We start from the raw sequence: 17,731 nt of genomic DNA, 5'->3' as shown, positions 1-17,731 counted from the left end.
TCCACCTCCTGCTGCAAACCTTCGCAGCATTCCTGGCTCTGAAAACCGCCGGCCTGCCGACAAAACAGACCGCAGCGTTTGTTTATTGCTTATTATAGCATTTGTTTTCAGATTACTATATTCTTGCAGAGCGCTTTTTATGCAAGCAGCCGCTTACAGCATCAGGACAGTGACGGAGTCGAATCTGTTTTCCATGTCGATACGAAAACATATCATAATCCTGATCATCCTCATGACGATCGTTCCCACGGGGATTATCGTCTATTCGAGCGTCCAGCAACGGGCTCATGATATCGAGGGGGCAACCGCGATTGCCGCCGGGATTGCCGACCAGATCGCCAATAACCAGAACATCCTTGTAGCAGGCGTAGAGCAGTTATTGATCACCCTGAGCCATGTGCCGTCGGTCCAGCAGCATGACGGGGCCGGAACGAGCAAGCTGCTCGCGGAGATCATCAAATTAAACCCCCAGTACGGCAATATCGGCCTCCAGGACAAATCCGGCCTGTTGTGGGCATCGGCCATCCCGATAAAGAGCCCGACGTCTTACGCTGATCGGCGGCACGTCAGAAACGCCATCGCATCGGGCAACTTCTCCTCCGGCGAATACGTGGTCGGCAAACTTCTCAAGACACCTACCATCAGCTTCAGCTACCCCATCAGGGATGACTCCGGGCACATCAGCGGCGCGGCATCGGTTGCCATTGTCCTCCAAAAATACAAAGACCTGCTCAAAAGCAACATTACCTTTCCCAACTCTTCAATCCTTCTGGTCGATCACCGGGGCATCATCCTCTATTCGGCGAACAGCCCCCGTCTTGTCGGCAAAAAGGACCGGGCCGATCTGTTCGAACGCATGCGTAACGGCCCCAATGAGGGGACGTTCGAAGCCACCGGCAACACCGCCATCGACCGCATATTTTCCTACCGCAAGCTGCGCTTGGAAGGCGAGCAAACACCTTACCTGTACATACGGGTCGGCATGAAAAAGGATGCGGTCCTGGGCCGGACGAGTACCAGACTCCGGTTTAATGTGGGGCTGCTGTTCTCGCTGATGGTCCTGATGATCAGTGTGGCCTGGTATATCAATAAAAAACGGGTCATAGAAAAGATCGAGTTGTTGCAGGCGGCATCCCGGCGCCTTGCCCAAGGCGACCTGTCGGTCAGGGTTGCCCGGAGTGTGGGAGGGGGGGAACTGGGAGAACTGGGGCTTGCCTTTGACGATATGGCGCAACGGCTGGCCAACGATGTCAGCGACCGCCTGCTGTCGGAGCAGGCATTGAAGGAGAGCGAGGCGCGCTTCCGGTCGATAATCGAATTTTCCCCCAACATGATCATGGTCCATGTTAACGGGAGGTACGTCTATCTTAACCCGACCGCTGTCGCCAAATTCGGCGCCCAGGACCCGAAGGAGTTGATCGGCAAACCGATCTCCGAAACGATTCATGCCGATTTCCGCGGGATTGTGCAGGAACGGGTCAGCATCATCACGGACAGGAACACGGCCTCCCTCAAGAAGGAGGAAAAACTGCTCCGGCTGGATGGGAGCATCTTCGATGTCGAGATTACGGGCATGCCCTTTTGCTACAACGGCGAAAAGGCCGTATTGGCCATTGCCGTCGACATCACCGAGCGCAAGCGGATGGAACATGAGCTGCAGCGGGCCAAGGAGGCAGCCGATGCAGCCAACAGGGCAAAGAGCGAATTCCTGGCCAACATGAGTCACGAAATCCGTACCCCCATGAACGGCATCATGGGCATGGCCAGCATCCTCGGACTGACTGAACTCAGCGGCGAGCAAAAGGAGTGCCTGGAGGCGATTATGGACTCCTCCGAACTCCTCTTGTCGTTGATCAACGATGTGCTCGACCTTTCCAAGATAGAGGCCGGCAAGATCGAGCTGGAATCGGCATCATTCAGCCTGAGGGACATTATCAGCAGCGCGATGCGTGCCCAGGCGGCCCACATCCATGCCAAAAAACTCACCATGCAAACCGCAATATCCCCTCAACTTCCCGATGCGTTGGTGGGAGACCAACTGCGCCTGAAACAAATCCTGATCAACCTGATAAACAATGCCGTCAAATTCACGGAGCACGGTTCGGTGACCGTTTCCGCCCACCAGTTCGAGCGCCATGGCGCTATCGTCTTTCTTTGGCTCAGCGTGGCGGATACCGGCATCGGCATCAAGCCGGAGGCCATGGAGCGGATATTTGCCCCCTTCAGTCAAGCAGATACGTCCACAACACGTAAATATGGCGGAACCGGCTTGGGACTCTCAATCTGTCGGCAGCTATCGGAACTCATGGGAGGCAGGATCTGGGCCGAAAGCAAGGAAGGGATGGGCAGCACATTCCACGTCGTAATCCCCTTTATGGTGGCCGATGCCCCGACCAATGGCCATGTGCCGCCATGACGGAAGGGAGAGGGCCTGGGCCCCTCTCCGCCCGATTGAAGACGCAGGTCATCCCCCGAACTCCAGCGCCGCCCACCAGGCTGCAATGACTACTGCGGCGCTGAGCATCGCCAATAGGGCGTTGAGCAGGCGGCCGGGACGGCCGTTCTTCCCCAACAGATATTCCGCCACCAGACCAAGGCCGATTCCGAACAAAAAACCAAACAGATGTGCCCCCAGGTCGGTGTTTTTGCCCTCCGTCCCAAGCAGGGCCAGGAGGGCCAGGGCCGACGCGAAGGGGAGCAGCCAGCGCCGCTGCAAGTGCTGTCGGTAACGCACCAGGCTGAGCGCCGCAAGGATGCCGACAGCTCCGAACACAGCGGTGGAGGCCCCCACCGAACTATGATCGGGAGATTGGGCGTATGCATTGGCCAGGTTCCCCAGGGCTCCGGCCCCCAACAGTAGGCACCAGGCCGGCCCTGAGCCGAGTTCACGACAGAGAAAGATGACGAAGATGCCCCCGATGGCCAGGTTGCTGACCAGATGCAGGCTGTCGACATGCAGGGTGAGAGCCGTTACGATCCGCCACCATTGGCCGTCCAGTATTTTCCCGGCTTGTGCATTGCCGAGCCCGGTCCAATCCGGTTGGGAAAAGGCGGACAGCGTACCATCGAGTTGCGTCAGGTTGTGGAAGGTTGCCAGGAGAATCAGAATCGAGAGGGTAGACAGGGTATTTTCCACCAGAGGGTGGACCGGCGGGGCCGCGGGGGGCCAATCACGGTTTTCCTCCTCGAAGAGCCGTAACTCTTCTCGAGCCCTGTCGAGGTGGCTGACCGGCACCAACAGGAACCAGCGTCCCGCATCTTGTTCAAGACGGCACGGCACCGAACGGGCATCCAGGACCAGCGCCCAGAGCTGGGTCCGGCCCCTGGAAGGAGGCTCCGAAATCAGCCCTGCGGAGACCTCTGCCCACTCTTCGACATGCGGCCCGTGTATTTCGCTCACGTGCTCCATGCATGTACTATAACCACCACTACCGCACTTTACCAGAGTGCAGGCGAAGATTCTGCTGTCGACGGCACGTCGCCTGCGGAGATAATGTCGTTGCCGGGCAGGCCTGACACGTACTGCCATGCATTGCTTGACACACCTGCCGCAGATAGGTATTATTCTTATATAGTAACAATTCATTTCATCCAGGGTCGGGGCACGGATCATGGACGCTTTACAGGAACAACTGAAACAGTTCGGGGATGCCTGCCGGAAAGCGGGGCTCAAGTTAACCCACCAGCGCCTGGAGATTTTCAGCGAACTGGCCCGGTCGCCCGACCACCCTTCTGCGGAAGCGCTCCACCAGAGGCTGCGCAAAAAAATCCCCACTTTATCGCTGGATACGGTGTATCGGACACTGGCAACCTTCGTACACCATGGTATGATTAATAAAGTGGAAACCATCGAGAGCCAGGGGCGCTTTGAGGTGACGCTCGCGCGCCACCATCATCTGATCTGTAGCAGATGCAACGCTATCATGGACTTCCAGTGGCCGTTCATGGACGAGGCGGCTCTCCCGGAAATAGTAAAAACCTGGGGCAGGGTCGACAACCGGAGCGTAGTAGTATACGGGATCTGCAAAAATTGTCTGGATGGATAACGGCGGCAGAATGGTTTTTTTTGACATAACTATAGTAATAATTACTATCTAATAATTATACTTATAATTTACCCATGAGATAATATTTAAGGCGGCGCCTGTCAGACAAGCGGGTTCCCGGGAGGGCCAAACGGCACCATGCGTTATGGCTGGGCACTATTTACCATGAAAGGAGAGCAGAGATGAGTGAAGATAACAAATGTCCGGTAACAGGCAGAGTTGACAAACCCACTGCCGGCAACGGCCCGTCGAACCGGGATTGGTGGCCGAACCAGTTGAACCTCAAGATGCTGCACCAACACTCCGCTTTGAGCAATCCTATGGGCGCGGCGTTCAACTACGCCGAGGAATTCAAACGTCTCGACCTGGAGGCCGTGAAGAAAGACCTCCATGCGCTGATGACCGACTCGCAAGAGTGGTGGCCGGCCGACTGGGGGCACTACGGCGGCCTTTTCATCCGGATGGCCTGGCACAGTGCGGGCACCTACCGCATGGGCGACGGCCGCGGGGGAGCCGGGTCCGGCTCGCAGCGCTTTGCGCCCCTCAACAGCTGGCCTGACAACGTGAACCTCGACAAAGCGCGCCGCCTGCTGTGGCCGGTCAAGCAGAAATACGGCAGAAAAATTTCCTGGGGCGACCTCATGATCCTCGCCGGCAACTGCGCCCTGGAGTCCATGGGGTTCAAGACCTTTGGCTTCGGCGGCGGGCGCGAGGATGTCTGGGAGCCTGAAGAGGATATCTACTGGGGGGGGGAGAAGGAGTGGCTGGCTACCAGCGACAAACCCAACAGCCGCTACTCCGGCGATCGGGATCTCGAAAACCCCCTCGCCGCCGTGCAGATGGGGCTGATCTATGTGAACCCCGAAGGCCCGGACGGCAACCCGGACCCGGTGGCCTCCGGCCGTGACGTCCGGGAGACCTTCGCGCGCATGGCGATGAACGACGAGGAGACCGTAGCGCTCGTCGCCGGCGGGCATACCTTCGGCAAGTGCCACGGTGCCGGACCGGCAACCCACGTAGGTCCGGAACCCGAAGCCGCCCCCATCGAAGAGCAGGGGCTCGGCTGGAAGAGCAGCTTCGGCAGCGGCAAAGGCGGCGATACGATCGGCAGCGGCATCGAGGGGGCCTGGAAAGCAAACCCGACCACCTGGGACATGGGCTATCTGAACACGCTGTTCAAGTATGAATGGGAACTGGTCAAGAGCCCGGCCGGCGCGAATCAGTGGCTGGCCAAGGACGTGGCCGAGGAGGACATGGTGGTCGACGCGCACGACCCGTCGAAGAAACGCCGGCCGATGATGACCACGGCGGACCTCTCCCTGCGCTTCGATCCGATCTACGAGCCAATCGCACGGCATTACCAGCAGAATCCCGAAAAATTCGCGGACGCCTTCGCCAGGGCGTGGTTCAAGCTGACCCACCGCGACATGGGACCACGCGCGCGCTATCTCGGTCCTGAAGTCCCTTCGGAAGAGCTCATCTGGCAAGACCCCGTCCCCGCTGTCAATCACAAGTTGATCGATGCGCAGGACATCGTTTCTCTCAAAAGCAAGATCCTGGCTTCAGGACTGTCCGTCTCCCAACTGGTCTCGACCGCCTGGGCGTCGGCAGCCACCTTCCGCGGTTCCGACAAGCGTGGCGGGGCAAACGGCGCGCGCATCCGTCTCGCGCCGCAGAAGGATTGGGAGGTTAATCAGCCTGCCCAACTGGAGGCTGTGCTGCAAGTCCTCGAGGGGATTCGAAAGGAGTTTAATGGAGCGCAGCCGGACGGGAAGATGGTTTCGCTCGCCGACATGATCGTTCTGGGCGGATGCGCAGGTGTCGAGCAGGCGGCGAAGAATGCCGGACACGAGGTGACGGTCCCCTTTACGCCGGGACGCACGGATGCGTCACAGGAGCAAACCGACGCGGCGTCGTTCGCCGTACTCGAGCCGATTGCCGACGGCTTCCGAAACTATCTCAAAGCAAAATACAGCGTAACGGCGGAGGAGTTGCTGGTTGACAAGGCGCAATTACTGACGCTGACCGCCCCTGAGATGACGGTTCTCCTTGGCGGCATGCGCGCCTTGAATGCCAACTTCGGACAGTCCCCACATGGCGTCTTCACCAAGCGGCCGGGGACGCTTACCAATGACTTCTTCGTGAACCTGCTCGACATGGGCACGACGTGGAAGGCAACCCCCGACGCAAACGTGTTCGAGGGCCGCGATCGCACGAGCGGCGAACTCAAGTGGACCGGCACCCGCGTCGATCTCATCTTCGGTTCGAATTCCCAGCTCCGGGCCGTGGCCGAGGTCTACGGGTGCGAGGACTCCCAGGAGAAGTTCCTGCACGACTTTATTAGGGCATGGGACAAGGTTATGAACCTCGACCGTTTCGACCTTGCCTGATCGTAGCGCCGGTGCCTTCGAGGGTCTCCGGCAGGACGGTAAAAACGCCATGGAAACAAACGAAAAGAGGCGGCCCCATGGCCGCCTCTTTTCATTACCTGCATTTTATGAATCCTTCTGCCTACCGCATCATCTCGAAGTTGCGATCCTCACACGTTTCATCGGTAATATCGATGAACTTGTTGCAGATCTCTGTCATCATGTTAACGACGCCCTGGTAGCCGATAATCGGGTAACGGTGTTTGTTGACCCGGTCGAAGATCGGGAAACCGAAACGGAACAGCGGAATCTTCGCGTCACGGGCGGCGAACTTGCCATGGGTATCGCCGATCATGGCGTCCACCGGGTCGGTCATGATCAGGCTCCGCAGGTGCCACAGGTCCTTGTTCATGTAGATCTTGCACCCCTGGCCGTACATGGAGCCGTCCAGCAGGGCCTGCAGTTCCTTCTCCAGCTTCTTGTTACCCCTGCTGCACAGGATGTGGTGCGGGCGGGCGCCCACCTCCAGCAGGAAGGATACATAGCCCAGCAGGTAGTCCGGGTCGCCGTAGACGGCGAACTTCTTGCCGTGGATGTACTGATGGGAGTCGGTGACGGCGTCCACGGCGCGGCCGCGCTCGTTTTTCAGGGAGGCGGGCACCTCCTTGCCGAACAGTTCGGCCAGTTTCATGATAAAGGCATCGGTCTTCTCGATCCCCATGGGCATCGGCATGGTGGCATGCTTGCCGGAGTAGTTGTCCTTGATCCAGCCGAAGGTCTTGGGGGTGGCATAGGCGCCGATGGCGATGGTGGCCTTGCCGTTGATGGAGTCGGCGGCATCCTCCAGCTTGGTTCCGCCGGCGTAGAGATGGTAGTTGCCGTCGCAGGGGGAATCAAAGCTGTCGGAGATATCGGCCAGGATTGTATGGGGGATGCCGAAGGCCTCCAGGATGCGCTTATACTCGCGATAGTCACCGGTATTGAAGTCGCAGCCGGCGATCAGGTTGAGCTTGCCGGTGCAGCGCCCCTCGACCTGTTTACCCTCGGTCAGGTTTTGCAGGATCGAGACCAGCATGGAGTCATAGCCGTGGATATGAGTACCGTTGAAGCTGGGGGTGTTGGCATAGGGGATCGGGAGTTCCTTGGGCACCAATCCCTTTTGTTTGGCGTTCTTGATGAAGGCGGTCAGGTCGTCGCCGATAACCTCCGGCATGCAGGAGGTGAAAACCGCTATCATCTTCGGCTTGTAGATGGCATTGGCGTTTTCCAGCCCCTCGTGCAGGTTGTTCTGGCCACCGAACACCGCGCCGTCCTCGGTCATGGCATCCGATGCGGCCGGGGCGGGCTCGCGGAAGTGACGGTTGAGGGTGGAGCGGTAATAGGAGGCACACCCCTGGGAACCGTGTACGAAAGGCAGCGTCCCCTCGAAACCGTGGGCGGCAAGCTGGGCGCCGAGCGGCTGACAGGCGTGGGCCGGGTTGATCACCAGTGCCTGACGGGCAAAGTTCTTCTCTTTATACTCTTCCGTGTTGATCCATTCCTTGACCCGCTCCACCTCTTCCGGCGGCGTCTCGACAATCTTTTTGACTTCAAGTCCTAGTGCGTTTGACATGATTTATCTCTCCTTAAGCCGTCCGGGACCAATCCGTCCACGGTACGGTTATTTTTTCCCGTAGGGGGGACAACCCGACATAATCAGAAAGGCGCCTTCACCAGCTTCCACGTCGGGCTGTTAATCGCCATGTCAACATCGCGGGCAAACACCTCGAATCCCTTATAGCCGTGGTACGGACCGGAATAGTCCCAACTATGCATCTGGCGGAAGGGGATACCCATCTTCTGAAAGACGTATTTCTCCTTGATGCCGGAACCGACCAGGTCAGGCTTGAGGGCGTCGGCAAACTTCTCGAACTCGTACTCGGAGGGGTCGTCGTAGACCACGGTGGCGTCGGGCATCTCCGGGGCGGTGCGGTCGTAATCGTCCGTGTGGGCGAATTCGTAGCCCGAACCGACGCAGTCCATTCCCAGATCCTCATAGGCGCCGATGGTGTGGCGCGGACGAAGCCCGCCGACCAGCAGCATGACCTTCTTGCCATCCAGGCGCGGCTTGTACTCGTCGATAACCGCCTGCATGATCGGGTCGTATTTGGCGATCACTGCCTCCACCTTGGCTTTGATGGTATCGTCGAACAATGCGGCAAGCTGCCTGAGGCTGTTGCGAATCTTGGTCGGGCCGAAGAAATTGAGTTCGATCCAGGGAATGCCGTACTTCTCTTCCATAACCTTGCACATGTAGTTCATGGAGCGGTAGCAGTGGATGACGTTGAGCTTGACCGTGTGGGTGGCGGCGATCTTCTCCAGTTCGCCGTCGCCGGTCCAGACAGCCTTGACGTTGAAACCGCACTCTTCGAGAAGCGGCTTCGTTGACCAGGCGTCGCCACCAATGTTGTATTCGCCGATCAGGGCAATGTCATAGGGGCTTTCCGGTTCGGCGTACTCGCGGGTTCCAATGATGAAGTCGCGAATCGTATCGTTGGAGATGTGGTGTCCCAACGACTGGGAAACACCACGGAACCCCTCGCAGTTACAAGGGATGATGGGGATGTCCAGATCCTTGGCCGACTGCTTGGCGACCGAGTTGATGTCATCGCCGATCAGGCCGACCGGGCATTCGGAAAGGACCGAGATCCCCTTGGCCAGCGGGAACAAGTCATGAGCCTCTTCCAGCAAGGTTTTGAGCTTCTTGTCGCCGCCGTACACAATGTCCTTCTCCTGGAAATCGGAGGTAAACTGCATCGGAAAGCTGGTAACGCCGGTGATGCCGCTCATCATATTGCGGCGGGTACCCCAAGAATACCAGCCACAGCCGACCGGACCATGGGAGACGTGGACCATGTCGCGGATCGGTCCCCAGACCACCCCTTTGGCGCCTGCATAGGCGCAGCCGCGGGCGCTCATGACGCCGGGGACGGTCTTCTTGTTGGACTTGACGCAGGCCGAACCGGATGCCGGATCATTGGCGCCCAGATGCGGGGCGCGCTTCTTCTTGGCCTTTTCGGGGTAGACAGCCAAGGTTTCGGCGATCAAGGTCTCGGTCGATTCCTTGGTGATACCTTCAACTTTTCGTATCTTGTCTGACATAATAGGTCTCCTCTGATTATGAGAGGCAAATCCAGCCTCTGCTGTATGCCTTCTGGGACTAGGCTGCTGCCTCTGCCACGCCGACGATGCTCTCGTCCTCAACTTCCATGATGCCGAATTCCATCAGAAGTTCTTCAAGTTCTTCCATCTCCAGCGGGGTCGGAACGACCAGCATCTTATTCTCGGAGATCTTCTTGGCCAGGGTGCGGTATTCTTCAGCCTGCTTGTGCTCGGGCGAGTACTCGATGACCGTCATGCGGCGCAGTTCGGCGCGCTGTACCTGGTTGTCGCGGGGGACGAAGTGGATCATCTGGGTGCCGAGACGCTTTGCCAGGGCCTCGATCAGTTCGTCCTCGCGGTCGGTGTTGCGGGAGTTGCAGATCAGGCCGCCCAGGCGGACCTTACCGGAAGAAGCGTACTTGAGAATACCTTTGGCGATATTGTTGGCGGCGTACATGGCCATCATCTCGCCGGAGCAGACGATGTAGATCTCTTCGGCCTTGTTCTCACGAATCGGCATGGCGAACCCGCCGCAGACAACGTCACCCAGAACGTCGTAGAAAACGAAATCCAGGTCAGGGGTATAGGCGCCGTTCTCTTCCAGGAAGTTGATGGCGGTGATGACGCCGCGGCCGGCACAACCGACGCCCGGTTCGGGACCGCCGGACTCCACACATTTCACATCGCCGTAACCCACTTTCATGACATCGGCCAGTTCAAGGTCCTCGACCGTGCCGAGTTCGCGCACCAGGTCCATAACCGTATTCTGGGCTTTGGCATGCAGGATCAGGCGGGTGGAGTCGGCCTTGGGGTCGCAACCGACGATCATGACTTTTTTACCGATAGACGCCAGACCGGCTACCGTGTTTTGTGTGGTGGTTGATTTGCCGATGCCGCCCTTACCGTAGATTGCGATCTGTCTCATGTTACTGCTCCTTTCGCTCACCAATCCGTGAGCTTTCGTAGTTTTTTCGGGGCAATTTAATAAGGCGCCCCATTACTCTGAATGGCGGCGCCTTTGCCGAATTCGATTAGTGTTTTTTCAACGCCGAATGTTTTGAAACTCGTTATTGCATCCTGCATGCCAATTCACAACTATCTGTATTATAACATAATTTAAAATAGCGCCCTGAATAACACGATTGTCGCAACCAAAATTGCATATTTATTATGCACGCATGCTCATTGCCAGCACGTCCTACCCTCAACCATTATGCCCATAAAAAAGGCACCGCAGCCGGTGCCTTTGATTATGCTACACTCCTCACCAGAAGGGCCTGATCAAGCGGCCCTCTTCAGACCATAGAGTTTGATCAGCTGGCTGTTACTGAGCGGCCGCCGCGTCTGCTGGGCAATCTTTCTGACCTTGTCCATCAGGTGCATGGCCTCGGAACGGCTGATGGCAATACCCATATCCTTATACCGCTCCATAAGGCCGCTGGTACCGGAATGCTTGCCCACCACAATCTGCCGCACAAGACCTACCTCGGCCGGATCGAATCCTTCGTAATTTCTGGGGTCCTTGATCACGCCGTCGGCATGCAGGCCCGATTCGTGGGCAAAGACCCGCTCGCCAACCACCGCTTTCCAGGCCGGCAACGGCCGGTTGGAGGCCTTGGCCACAAACAACGACAGCTCCCGAAAACGGTGGGTATCGATGCCGGTGTCGATGCCGCTGGCATGCTTGAGCCCCATTACCACCTCTTCCAGGGCTGCGTTGCCGGCCCGCTCCCCCAGGCCGTTGACCGTCGTATTGACGAACTGGGCTCCGGCGCGGATGCCGGCAATGGCGTTGGCGGTTGCCATCCCCAGGTCGTTGTGGGTGTGCACCTCGAGAGGCAGCTCGGGCACGGCCGTACGGAGGGCGCGCACCATATCGTAGGTGCCGAAAGGATCGAGGATACCCAGGGTATCGCAAAAACGGAAACGGTCCCCCCCCATGGCCCACGTGATCTGCATCAGTTCGATGAGAAAGGGAATATCGGCCCGGCTGGCGTCCTCACCCCCGACCGAAACGTACAGCCCTTTCCCCTTGGCGAAACCAAGGGCGACCTTGAGTTGTTCCTTGACCCATTCACGGGTCTTCCTGATCTTGTTGCGGATCATGATATCCGAAACCGACAGGGAGACGTCCACGGCCGTTACTCCGCTCTCGATGCTGGCCTGGATGTCGGGCACCGTGGCCCGGTTCCAGGTGATCAGGCGGGCGTTCAGCCCCAGGTCCACCAACGCCTTGACATCGCTCTGTTCTTCCTTGCCCATGGCCGGGATGCCGCATTCCAGCTCCTGTACGCCGATGGAATCGAGCATGCGGGCAATGGCGATCTTGTCGCGCCTGTTGAACACTACGCCGGCCGTCTGCTCGCCGTCGCGTAGTGTCGTATCGTCAATGATGATTGATGGTTCGTTCATGGTCATCTCCTTATCTCCAAAACCCCGAATCACCCGCAACTGCCCATGGTTGCCAAACCAAAAACATATTCCGGCCTGTAGTCCGGTTTGGCACCGGCATACATGAGGACGTTGGTGCCGTGATCCATAAAGCCCCGTTCCTGCAGCAGTGCAACCGCTCCACGGTTGCAGGCCGGGGTATCGATATAAACCGTCATGCCGGCCGGCAGGCTGTTCAGCGCCTTGTCAAGCAGGCGCGCCGCACGGTCCGACGAAAGAGCGCTGAATGGTCCCACCTGTACCGCGTGGCCGCACGGTTGAATAACCGCAAAAGCCGAGTCTTCGGACACGACAGTGCCGCGCCTGGATGTAGCGGCAAGCAGGCCGTCGCGCCGGTCCCCCCAACCGAGCTGGTCGAGGGCCGCATCCAACTCCCCCGCCGCAGCGGGAACAGGCCCGGCCGGTTCGCTGACCTTGCCGGTCCAGCGGATGATGGTGTCGGTGCTGCTGAAGCCGTGTTTTTCATACAGGGCTTTGCCCATTTTCGAGGCAGTCAGCCAGAACGTCTCGACACCAACATTACGCAGGTTGTCAAACGCCCCGAGGAAAAGCGCTTCGCCGATGCCACAACTGCGGTGGCGCTGATCAACGATAAGATTGCCGATCCAGCCGCTCAGGTCGTGGCGCAGGGAGGTCACAAAACCTATGGCCGCACCGGCTTCGTCCCGCGCCGAGAGACAACCGGAGGGAAAAGAGGACAACAGGAAATCGAATTCCCACGGCTCCGCTACCCAGTTTTCCACGGCTGCCAGCCCGAGAAAGCGAGGCACATCCTCTTTACGAAACGGCTCGATGGTCATGCCTTATTCACTCCGCAGCCTTATTCATTTCGGTACCGCGCAGGCTGACTCGCCGACCGTCACATCCTGCCCGATCAGGCCAACGGCGTCGGCGCGACACTGTTTGCAATGGCTGAACTGCCCGATAACCGACTCGTTGGCCTTGCGCACCTCCGCGAGCCGCTCTTCGCTGGGTGGTTCGATGTGCGACAGTTCGGCCTGGGGGATAATCGGCATGATGTTCATCACAAAGGCCCCCAATTTCTTGACCCGCTCGGCGATCAGCGGCAACTGGTCGTCGTTCACCCCGGGCACCAGCACGGAATTCACCTTGATGGTGAGGCCAAGTTCGGCGGCGCGCTTCAACCCCTCGAACTGGTTGGCGATCAGGATCCGGGCGCCTTCCACACCGGTATAATGGTTACCGTGGTAGATGACGTGTCGATAGATTTTGGCTCCGACCTCGGGATCGACGGCGTTGATGGTGACGGTCAGGCTGTGCAGGCCCAATTCGTACAGGCGGTCGATAGACTCGGGCAACAGCAGGCCGTTGGTGCTCATGCACAACATGAGTTCCGGGAATTCCTTCTTGACCAGCTCAAAGGTTTCAAAGGTCTCCTCGTTGGCCAGCGGATCACCGGGGCCGGCAATACCGATCACCTTGATAATTGGCCCCACCACCGGACTGGCCATCACCTCCCGCACCTTGATAATGGCTTCCTCGGGGGTCAGCAGACGGCTGGTCACACCGGGACGGGATTCGTTGGCGCAATCATGTTTGCGGGTGCAATAACCGCACTTGATGTTGCATCGAGGGGCAACCGCCAGATGCATGCGGCCGTTTTTATGATGATTGCCGCCGAAGCAGGGATGCCCCTGGATCTTATTTTTCATGTCACATGCACTCGCCATGGTTGTTCTCCTTTCAATCAAAAGAGCCTGTTGCTCACTCCACAGGCTCCGTTGCCGTTAGCTGAGTTGGTGTCATTGAGATTTTAATCTACCTATGGGTAAGGGGTAAGGCATAGAGCGTGCCAGAGAACAATATTATTTACGATTACCCTGCAAAGGCACGAATAATGGCGTATCGCGAGAGATTCCCCGGAAGCCCGGCGTTCACGTGACGCGACCTGAACACGACAAATTGCCTTTTTTTTGATCATGTATATTTTTTTCTGTTCTGGTTTCGCTTTTGCAGGTCTAATGTGGAATACGCGGGAATCGTGCAAATCCATTATGAATGGTTGCTCCATGTTCAACCAGTATAACCCAGCAGAGATCCGCAACAGGGCTGCGGCCGCCTTCATCGGGATGGCCATTGGCGACGCTCTGGGTGCCACGGTGGAGTTCATGACCGCGCCGGAGATTGCCGCAAAATACGGCACTTTCAAGGACATCATCGGCGGTGGCTGGCTTCGCCTGAAGCCGGGGCAGGTAACCGACGACACCGAGATGGCGCTCTGCATCGCCCGGGCGATCATCGAAAGCCAAGGCTGGTCCGTAGAGGCGATCTCCCGCAATTTTGCCGCCTGGCTCAAATCTCGACCGGTGGATTGCGGCGACACCTGCCGCAAGGGCATCCGTGCCTTCATGCTGCATGGCACTACGGAGGTGCCTCCAAACGAGTGGGATGCGGGCAACGGTGCAGCAATGCGGATCATTCCGGTGGCGCTCTTCTCTCTACCCGACGGAGAACTGCTGAAAAAATATGCGGTCGAGCAGGCCCATATAACCCACAACAACCCCTTGTCAGACGCGGCCTGCATCTGCCTGGGAGAGATGCTGCACCTGGCGATCTGCGGCGCATCACGGAACCGCCTGCGCCGTCAAGCCGACGGCTTGGTAGCCCGTTTTCCCACCTTCAACTTCGAGCCCTACCGGGGACTTGCCACCGGCTATGTGGTTGATACGCTCCAGACCGTCTTTCACTGGTTTTTCAGGGGGAAAAGTTTCGAGGAATGCGTCGTGGGGACCGTCAACCAGGGCGCTGACGCGGACACTACCGGCGCCATCTGCGGCATGCTGGCAGGTGCCTACTTTGGGATGGAAGGCATCCCACCGCGCTGGCTGAAAAAGATGGATAAAAAAGTGATCACAGAGATTAACGTACTAACCGAGCGGCTGATCAGTGCCAGCCCGGCGGGGAGATTGGGGTAAGGCGACGGGGCAACCACACAGGGTTGCCCACGGCCGGCTTCAATCGGTTATACCCCCTTCAGGATGCCATCCGCCACCTGGCGCAGGCTTTTGCGCTTGTCCATGGCCATCTTCTGCATGGCGCGATAGGCATCGGCCTCGCTCATACGCTGTTTTTCCATCAGCGTTCCCTTGGCCTTTTCTATCACCTTGCGATTCTCAATGGTTTCTTTCAGGTCTTCAATCTTCTCTTTGAGGTCTTCCACGTGTTCCGTATGGGCCAAAGCGATCTCGATCGCCGGGACAAGATCCTGCTCGCGCAACGGCTTGGTTAAAAAAGCGGCAATTCCGCTCTCTGCTGCCCGTTTCGCGGTCTGGGCATCGAAACAGTTGGTCAGGAGTATGATGGGGATCTTGAGTTTTTTCTTGATCTCTTTTGCGGCGGTTATCCCGTCCATTTCCGGCATGACCACATCCAGGACCGCCATATCGGGAAAGCTCGCCATGGCCATCTCCACGGCACTTTTACCATCCCCGCATTCCAGGACGTCTTCGAATCCAAGATCCATGAGCATGGCTTTCAGACCCATTCTGATAAGCGGCTCGTCGTCACATATTAAAACTGTCTTCATGTATCATCCTCCCGGTGGCCATCGGATACCAAATGGAGTTGCATCTAACATGCCAGTATATGCCTGAAAGGCCCCGTCAGCACTGCCGGGGCCCTCGGGTTTGCACAGTTTGTTATAGCCTTTTATCCAGTCGAAACCTACCTGAGCACGGCCTCGGCCAGAACCTCTGCCACATCGCGCACCTTGACGCTGTCGGCTTTCACATCCTTGAGCCCGTCCTCGAACATGGTCAGGCAATAGGGGCAGGAAACGCAAATGGTGTCCGGTTTCTCCTCCAACGCCTCCTTGACCCGGTTGAGGTTGATCCGCTCGCCGGTATGCTCTTCCATCCACATCCTGCCGCCGCCGGCCCCGCAACAGAAAGCGTTGTTGCGGTTGCGCTCCATCTCGGCCGGGGCCGCCCCGGTGGCCAGCTTGATCACCTCGCGCGGCGCATCGTACACGTCGTTGTGCCTTCCCAGGTAACAGGAATCGTGAAATACGGTGGCCCCCAACTCCGCGGATGCCCCCTCCTGCTTGAGATAGCCGTCCTGCACCAGATTCCGCAGGAATTCGCTGTGGTGGATCACTTCAAGTTCGAGCCCGTACTGTTTGTAGTCGTTTTTCAGTGTCGAGAAACAGTGTGGACACTGGGTGATGACCTTTTTGACGCCCCGCTCGGTAAAGATCCGCACGTTCTCTTTGGCCATGCGGTCAAAGACGTACTCGTTGCCCAGGCGGCGCAGGCTGTCGCCGCAGCACTTCTCGTCCTTGCCCAGGATCCCCCAGGAGACACCGGCCTTGTCCAACAGTTGGGCCAGGGCCACGCTGACGTGCTTGCTACGCGAATCGAACGAGCCGGCACAGCCGACGTAGAGCAGGTACTCGGTGGTATTCTTGTCGAAAGGCTTGACCTCCATCTGGGCGCACCACTTGGTGCGCTCCGACGGGGCGATACCCCATGGGTTGCTGCGACCCTCCATGTTCTCGAACAGGTTGAGCAACTCCTCGGGAAAGTGGGCCTCGGTCTCCACAAGGTGGCGACGCATCTTGACGATCTTGGGCATCTGTTCGATGAAGACCGGGCAGGCTTCCATGCAGGCGCCGCAGGTGGTGCAGCCCCAGATGGACTCCTCTCCGACACTCCCCTCGCCCCCATCCCCGATCAGAGGTTTGGCCGGGGCTGCTCCCTGTTTGAGCAGTGCACCGTTCTCCAGCAGGTTGACCTTGATATCGTGGACAACAGCCCTCGGATTGAGCGGCTTGCCGGTAATGTTTGCCGGGCAGACCTTCTGGCAGCGGCCGCACTCGGTACAGGCCATGGAATCCAGCAGGTCTTTCCAGGTGAAGCGGTCCGCCTGGGCGACGCCAAAGGTGTTACCGCCGACGAACTCCTCTCTCGGTTGCGTATTGGGCTTTTCCAACCGCCGGAAAAAACAGTTGGGGATGGCGGTCAGAATGTGCATGTGCTTGCTGTGGGGGAGATAGGCCATGAATATCAGAAGTGCGGCGGCATGCGCCCACCAACTGACGTTAAACACCAGGGCGCCTGCGGAGGACGCAATCAGGCCGGCCACAACGCTCGAAACCGGCATGTAGGTGTGGGCAATGGCGAGATAATTTTCCGGCAGGCGGGATATCCTGGCGGCATTCATGCCGAAGTTTGCCATCATCAGGGTGGCGATCAGCCCCAGGATGAAGAACGCATCGATAGTGCGGGCCTCGGGATAGGGAGGCGCAACAATCCGCCTGACCATGGCAATGACTACCGCTACGAGGGCAAGGAGCGACACGACATCAATCACCAGCAGCAGCGGAAAATAGACGCCGTCGGGCAGGTGTGACAGGCTTATGGAAGGGAATACGCCGTGCAACAGGAATTCGGTATTGGAAACCAAAAGGATGATGAACGACCAGAAGATGACGAAATGATTGAGGCCGAATGGCTTGGCCAAGACCCGCTTCTGCCCGAAGGCATACTGTAGCATTTCGCCGATACGTTGACCTATGTTGTCGAACCGGTTCTCCGCCTGGCCTATGGCCACCAGGCTGAACCTGCGCCAGCAACCCCAGGCAAAGATACCGAGGGAGACGATCAGGAGGGGGGTGAATATGGTCGGGTTGGGTGTCATGTCAAGACCTCAAGAAGGTTGTTGAAAAACAGCCATCTCGCCGCCGTCCTCGAAGGCCCCCTTGTG

At 58.2% G+C, this 17,731-nt stretch carries 13 protein-coding genes; 4 read left to right on the top strand and 9 right to left on the bottom strand.

Annotated features, from left to right (window positions below; all coding sequences use genetic code 11):
- The first annotated feature begins 139 nt into the window (after positions 1-139).
- Entirely contained in the window at positions 140-2,416 is a 2,277-nt protein-coding gene (locus LDN12_RS01885) for an ATP-binding protein (RefSeq protein ID WP_223921001.1), read from the top strand.
- 48 nt (positions 2,417-2,464) lie between these two features.
- Here LDN12_RS01885 and LDN12_RS01880 read toward each other — a convergent pair whose 3' ends face one another.
- A complete protein-coding gene (locus LDN12_RS01880) occupies positions 2,465-3,409 on the bottom strand; it encodes a rhomboid family intramembrane serine protease (RefSeq protein ID WP_374045024.1) in 945 nt (314 codons plus the stop codon).
- 202 nt (positions 3,410-3,611) lie between these two features.
- On the opposite strand from LDN12_RS01880, the gene LDN12_RS01875 reads away from it, so the two are divergent.
- Positions 3,612-4,046, top strand: a complete 435-nt coding sequence (locus LDN12_RS01875; protein ID WP_223921000.1) for a Fur family transcriptional regulator — start codon at positions 3,612-3,614, stop codon at positions 4,044-4,046.
- Between the two features lie 182 nt (positions 4,047-4,228).
- Entirely contained in the window at positions 4,229-6,436 is a 2,208-nt protein-coding gene (katG, locus tag LDN12_RS01870) for a catalase/peroxidase HPI (RefSeq protein ID WP_223920999.1), read from the top strand.
- Positions 6,437-6,557: 121 nt separating this feature from the next.
- Here katG and nifK read toward each other — a convergent pair whose 3' ends face one another.
- The 6 genes from nifK to LDN12_RS01840 form a co-directional block, all read right to left on the bottom strand.
- The gene (gene nifK / locus LDN12_RS01865; RefSeq protein ID WP_223920998.1) at positions 6,558-8,027 is read right to left on the bottom strand and encodes a nitrogenase molybdenum-iron protein subunit beta; all 1,470 of its coding nucleotides are present in this window, start codon (positions 8,025-8,027) and stop codon (positions 6,558-6,560) included.
- An 83-nt stretch (positions 8,028-8,110) separates the two neighbouring features.
- The gene (nifD, locus tag LDN12_RS01860) at positions 8,111-9,556 is read right to left on the bottom strand and encodes a nitrogenase molybdenum-iron protein alpha chain (protein WP_223920997.1); all 1,446 of its coding nucleotides are present in this window, start codon (positions 9,554-9,556) and stop codon (positions 8,111-8,113) included.
- Between the two features lie 58 nt (positions 9,557-9,614).
- A complete protein-coding gene (gene nifH, locus LDN12_RS01855; RefSeq protein ID WP_223920996.1) occupies positions 9,615-10,481 on the bottom strand; it encodes a nitrogenase iron protein in 867 nt (288 codons plus the stop codon).
- 356 nt (positions 10,482-10,837) lie between these two features.
- Positions 10,838-11,968 carry a homocitrate synthase gene (gene nifV, locus LDN12_RS01850; protein ID WP_223920995.1) on the bottom strand — a complete coding sequence of 377 codons (1,131 nt, stop codon included), beginning with the start codon at positions 11,966-11,968 and terminating at the stop codon, positions 10,838-10,840.
- A 29-nt stretch (positions 11,969-11,997) separates the two neighbouring features.
- Positions 11,998-12,807, bottom strand: coding sequence for a GNAT family N-acetyltransferase (locus LDN12_RS01845; RefSeq protein ID WP_223920994.1), 810 nt, complete (start codon positions 12,805-12,807; stop codon positions 11,998-12,000).
- Between the two features lie 24 nt (positions 12,808-12,831).
- Entirely contained in the window at positions 12,832-13,698 is an 867-nt protein-coding gene (locus LDN12_RS01840) for a radical SAM protein (protein ID WP_223920993.1), read from the bottom strand.
- A 339-nt stretch (positions 13,699-14,037) separates the two neighbouring features.
- Here LDN12_RS01840 and draG point away from each other — a divergent pair, with 339 nt between their 5' ends.
- Positions 14,038-14,943: an ADP-ribosyl-[dinitrogen reductase] hydrolase gene (gene draG, locus LDN12_RS01835; protein ID WP_223920992.1), complete on the top strand. Its 906-nt coding sequence runs from the start codon at positions 14,038-14,040 to the stop codon at positions 14,941-14,943.
- 47 nt (positions 14,944-14,990) lie between these two features.
- On the opposite strand, the gene LDN12_RS01830 is transcribed toward draG, so the two are convergent.
- Both LDN12_RS01830 and LDN12_RS01825 read right to left on the bottom strand, forming a co-directional pair.
- Positions 14,991-15,554, bottom strand: coding sequence for an ANTAR domain-containing response regulator (locus LDN12_RS01830; RefSeq protein WP_223920991.1), 564 nt, complete (start codon positions 15,552-15,554; stop codon positions 14,991-14,993).
- 137 nt (positions 15,555-15,691) lie between these two features.
- A complete protein-coding gene (locus LDN12_RS01825; protein ID WP_223920990.1) occupies positions 15,692-17,665 on the bottom strand; it encodes a (Fe-S)-binding protein in 1,974 nt (657 codons plus the stop codon).
- Positions 17,666-17,731: the final 66 nt, after the last annotated feature.

The organism is Geobacter sp. AOG2 (genome assembly GCF_019972295.1).
Classification (GTDB): Bacteria; Desulfobacterota; Desulfuromonadia; order Geobacterales; family Pseudopelobacteraceae; genus Oryzomonas.
The sequence above is the reverse complement of the archived record's forward strand: the minus strand, read 5'-3'. Positions and strand labels throughout refer to the sequence as shown.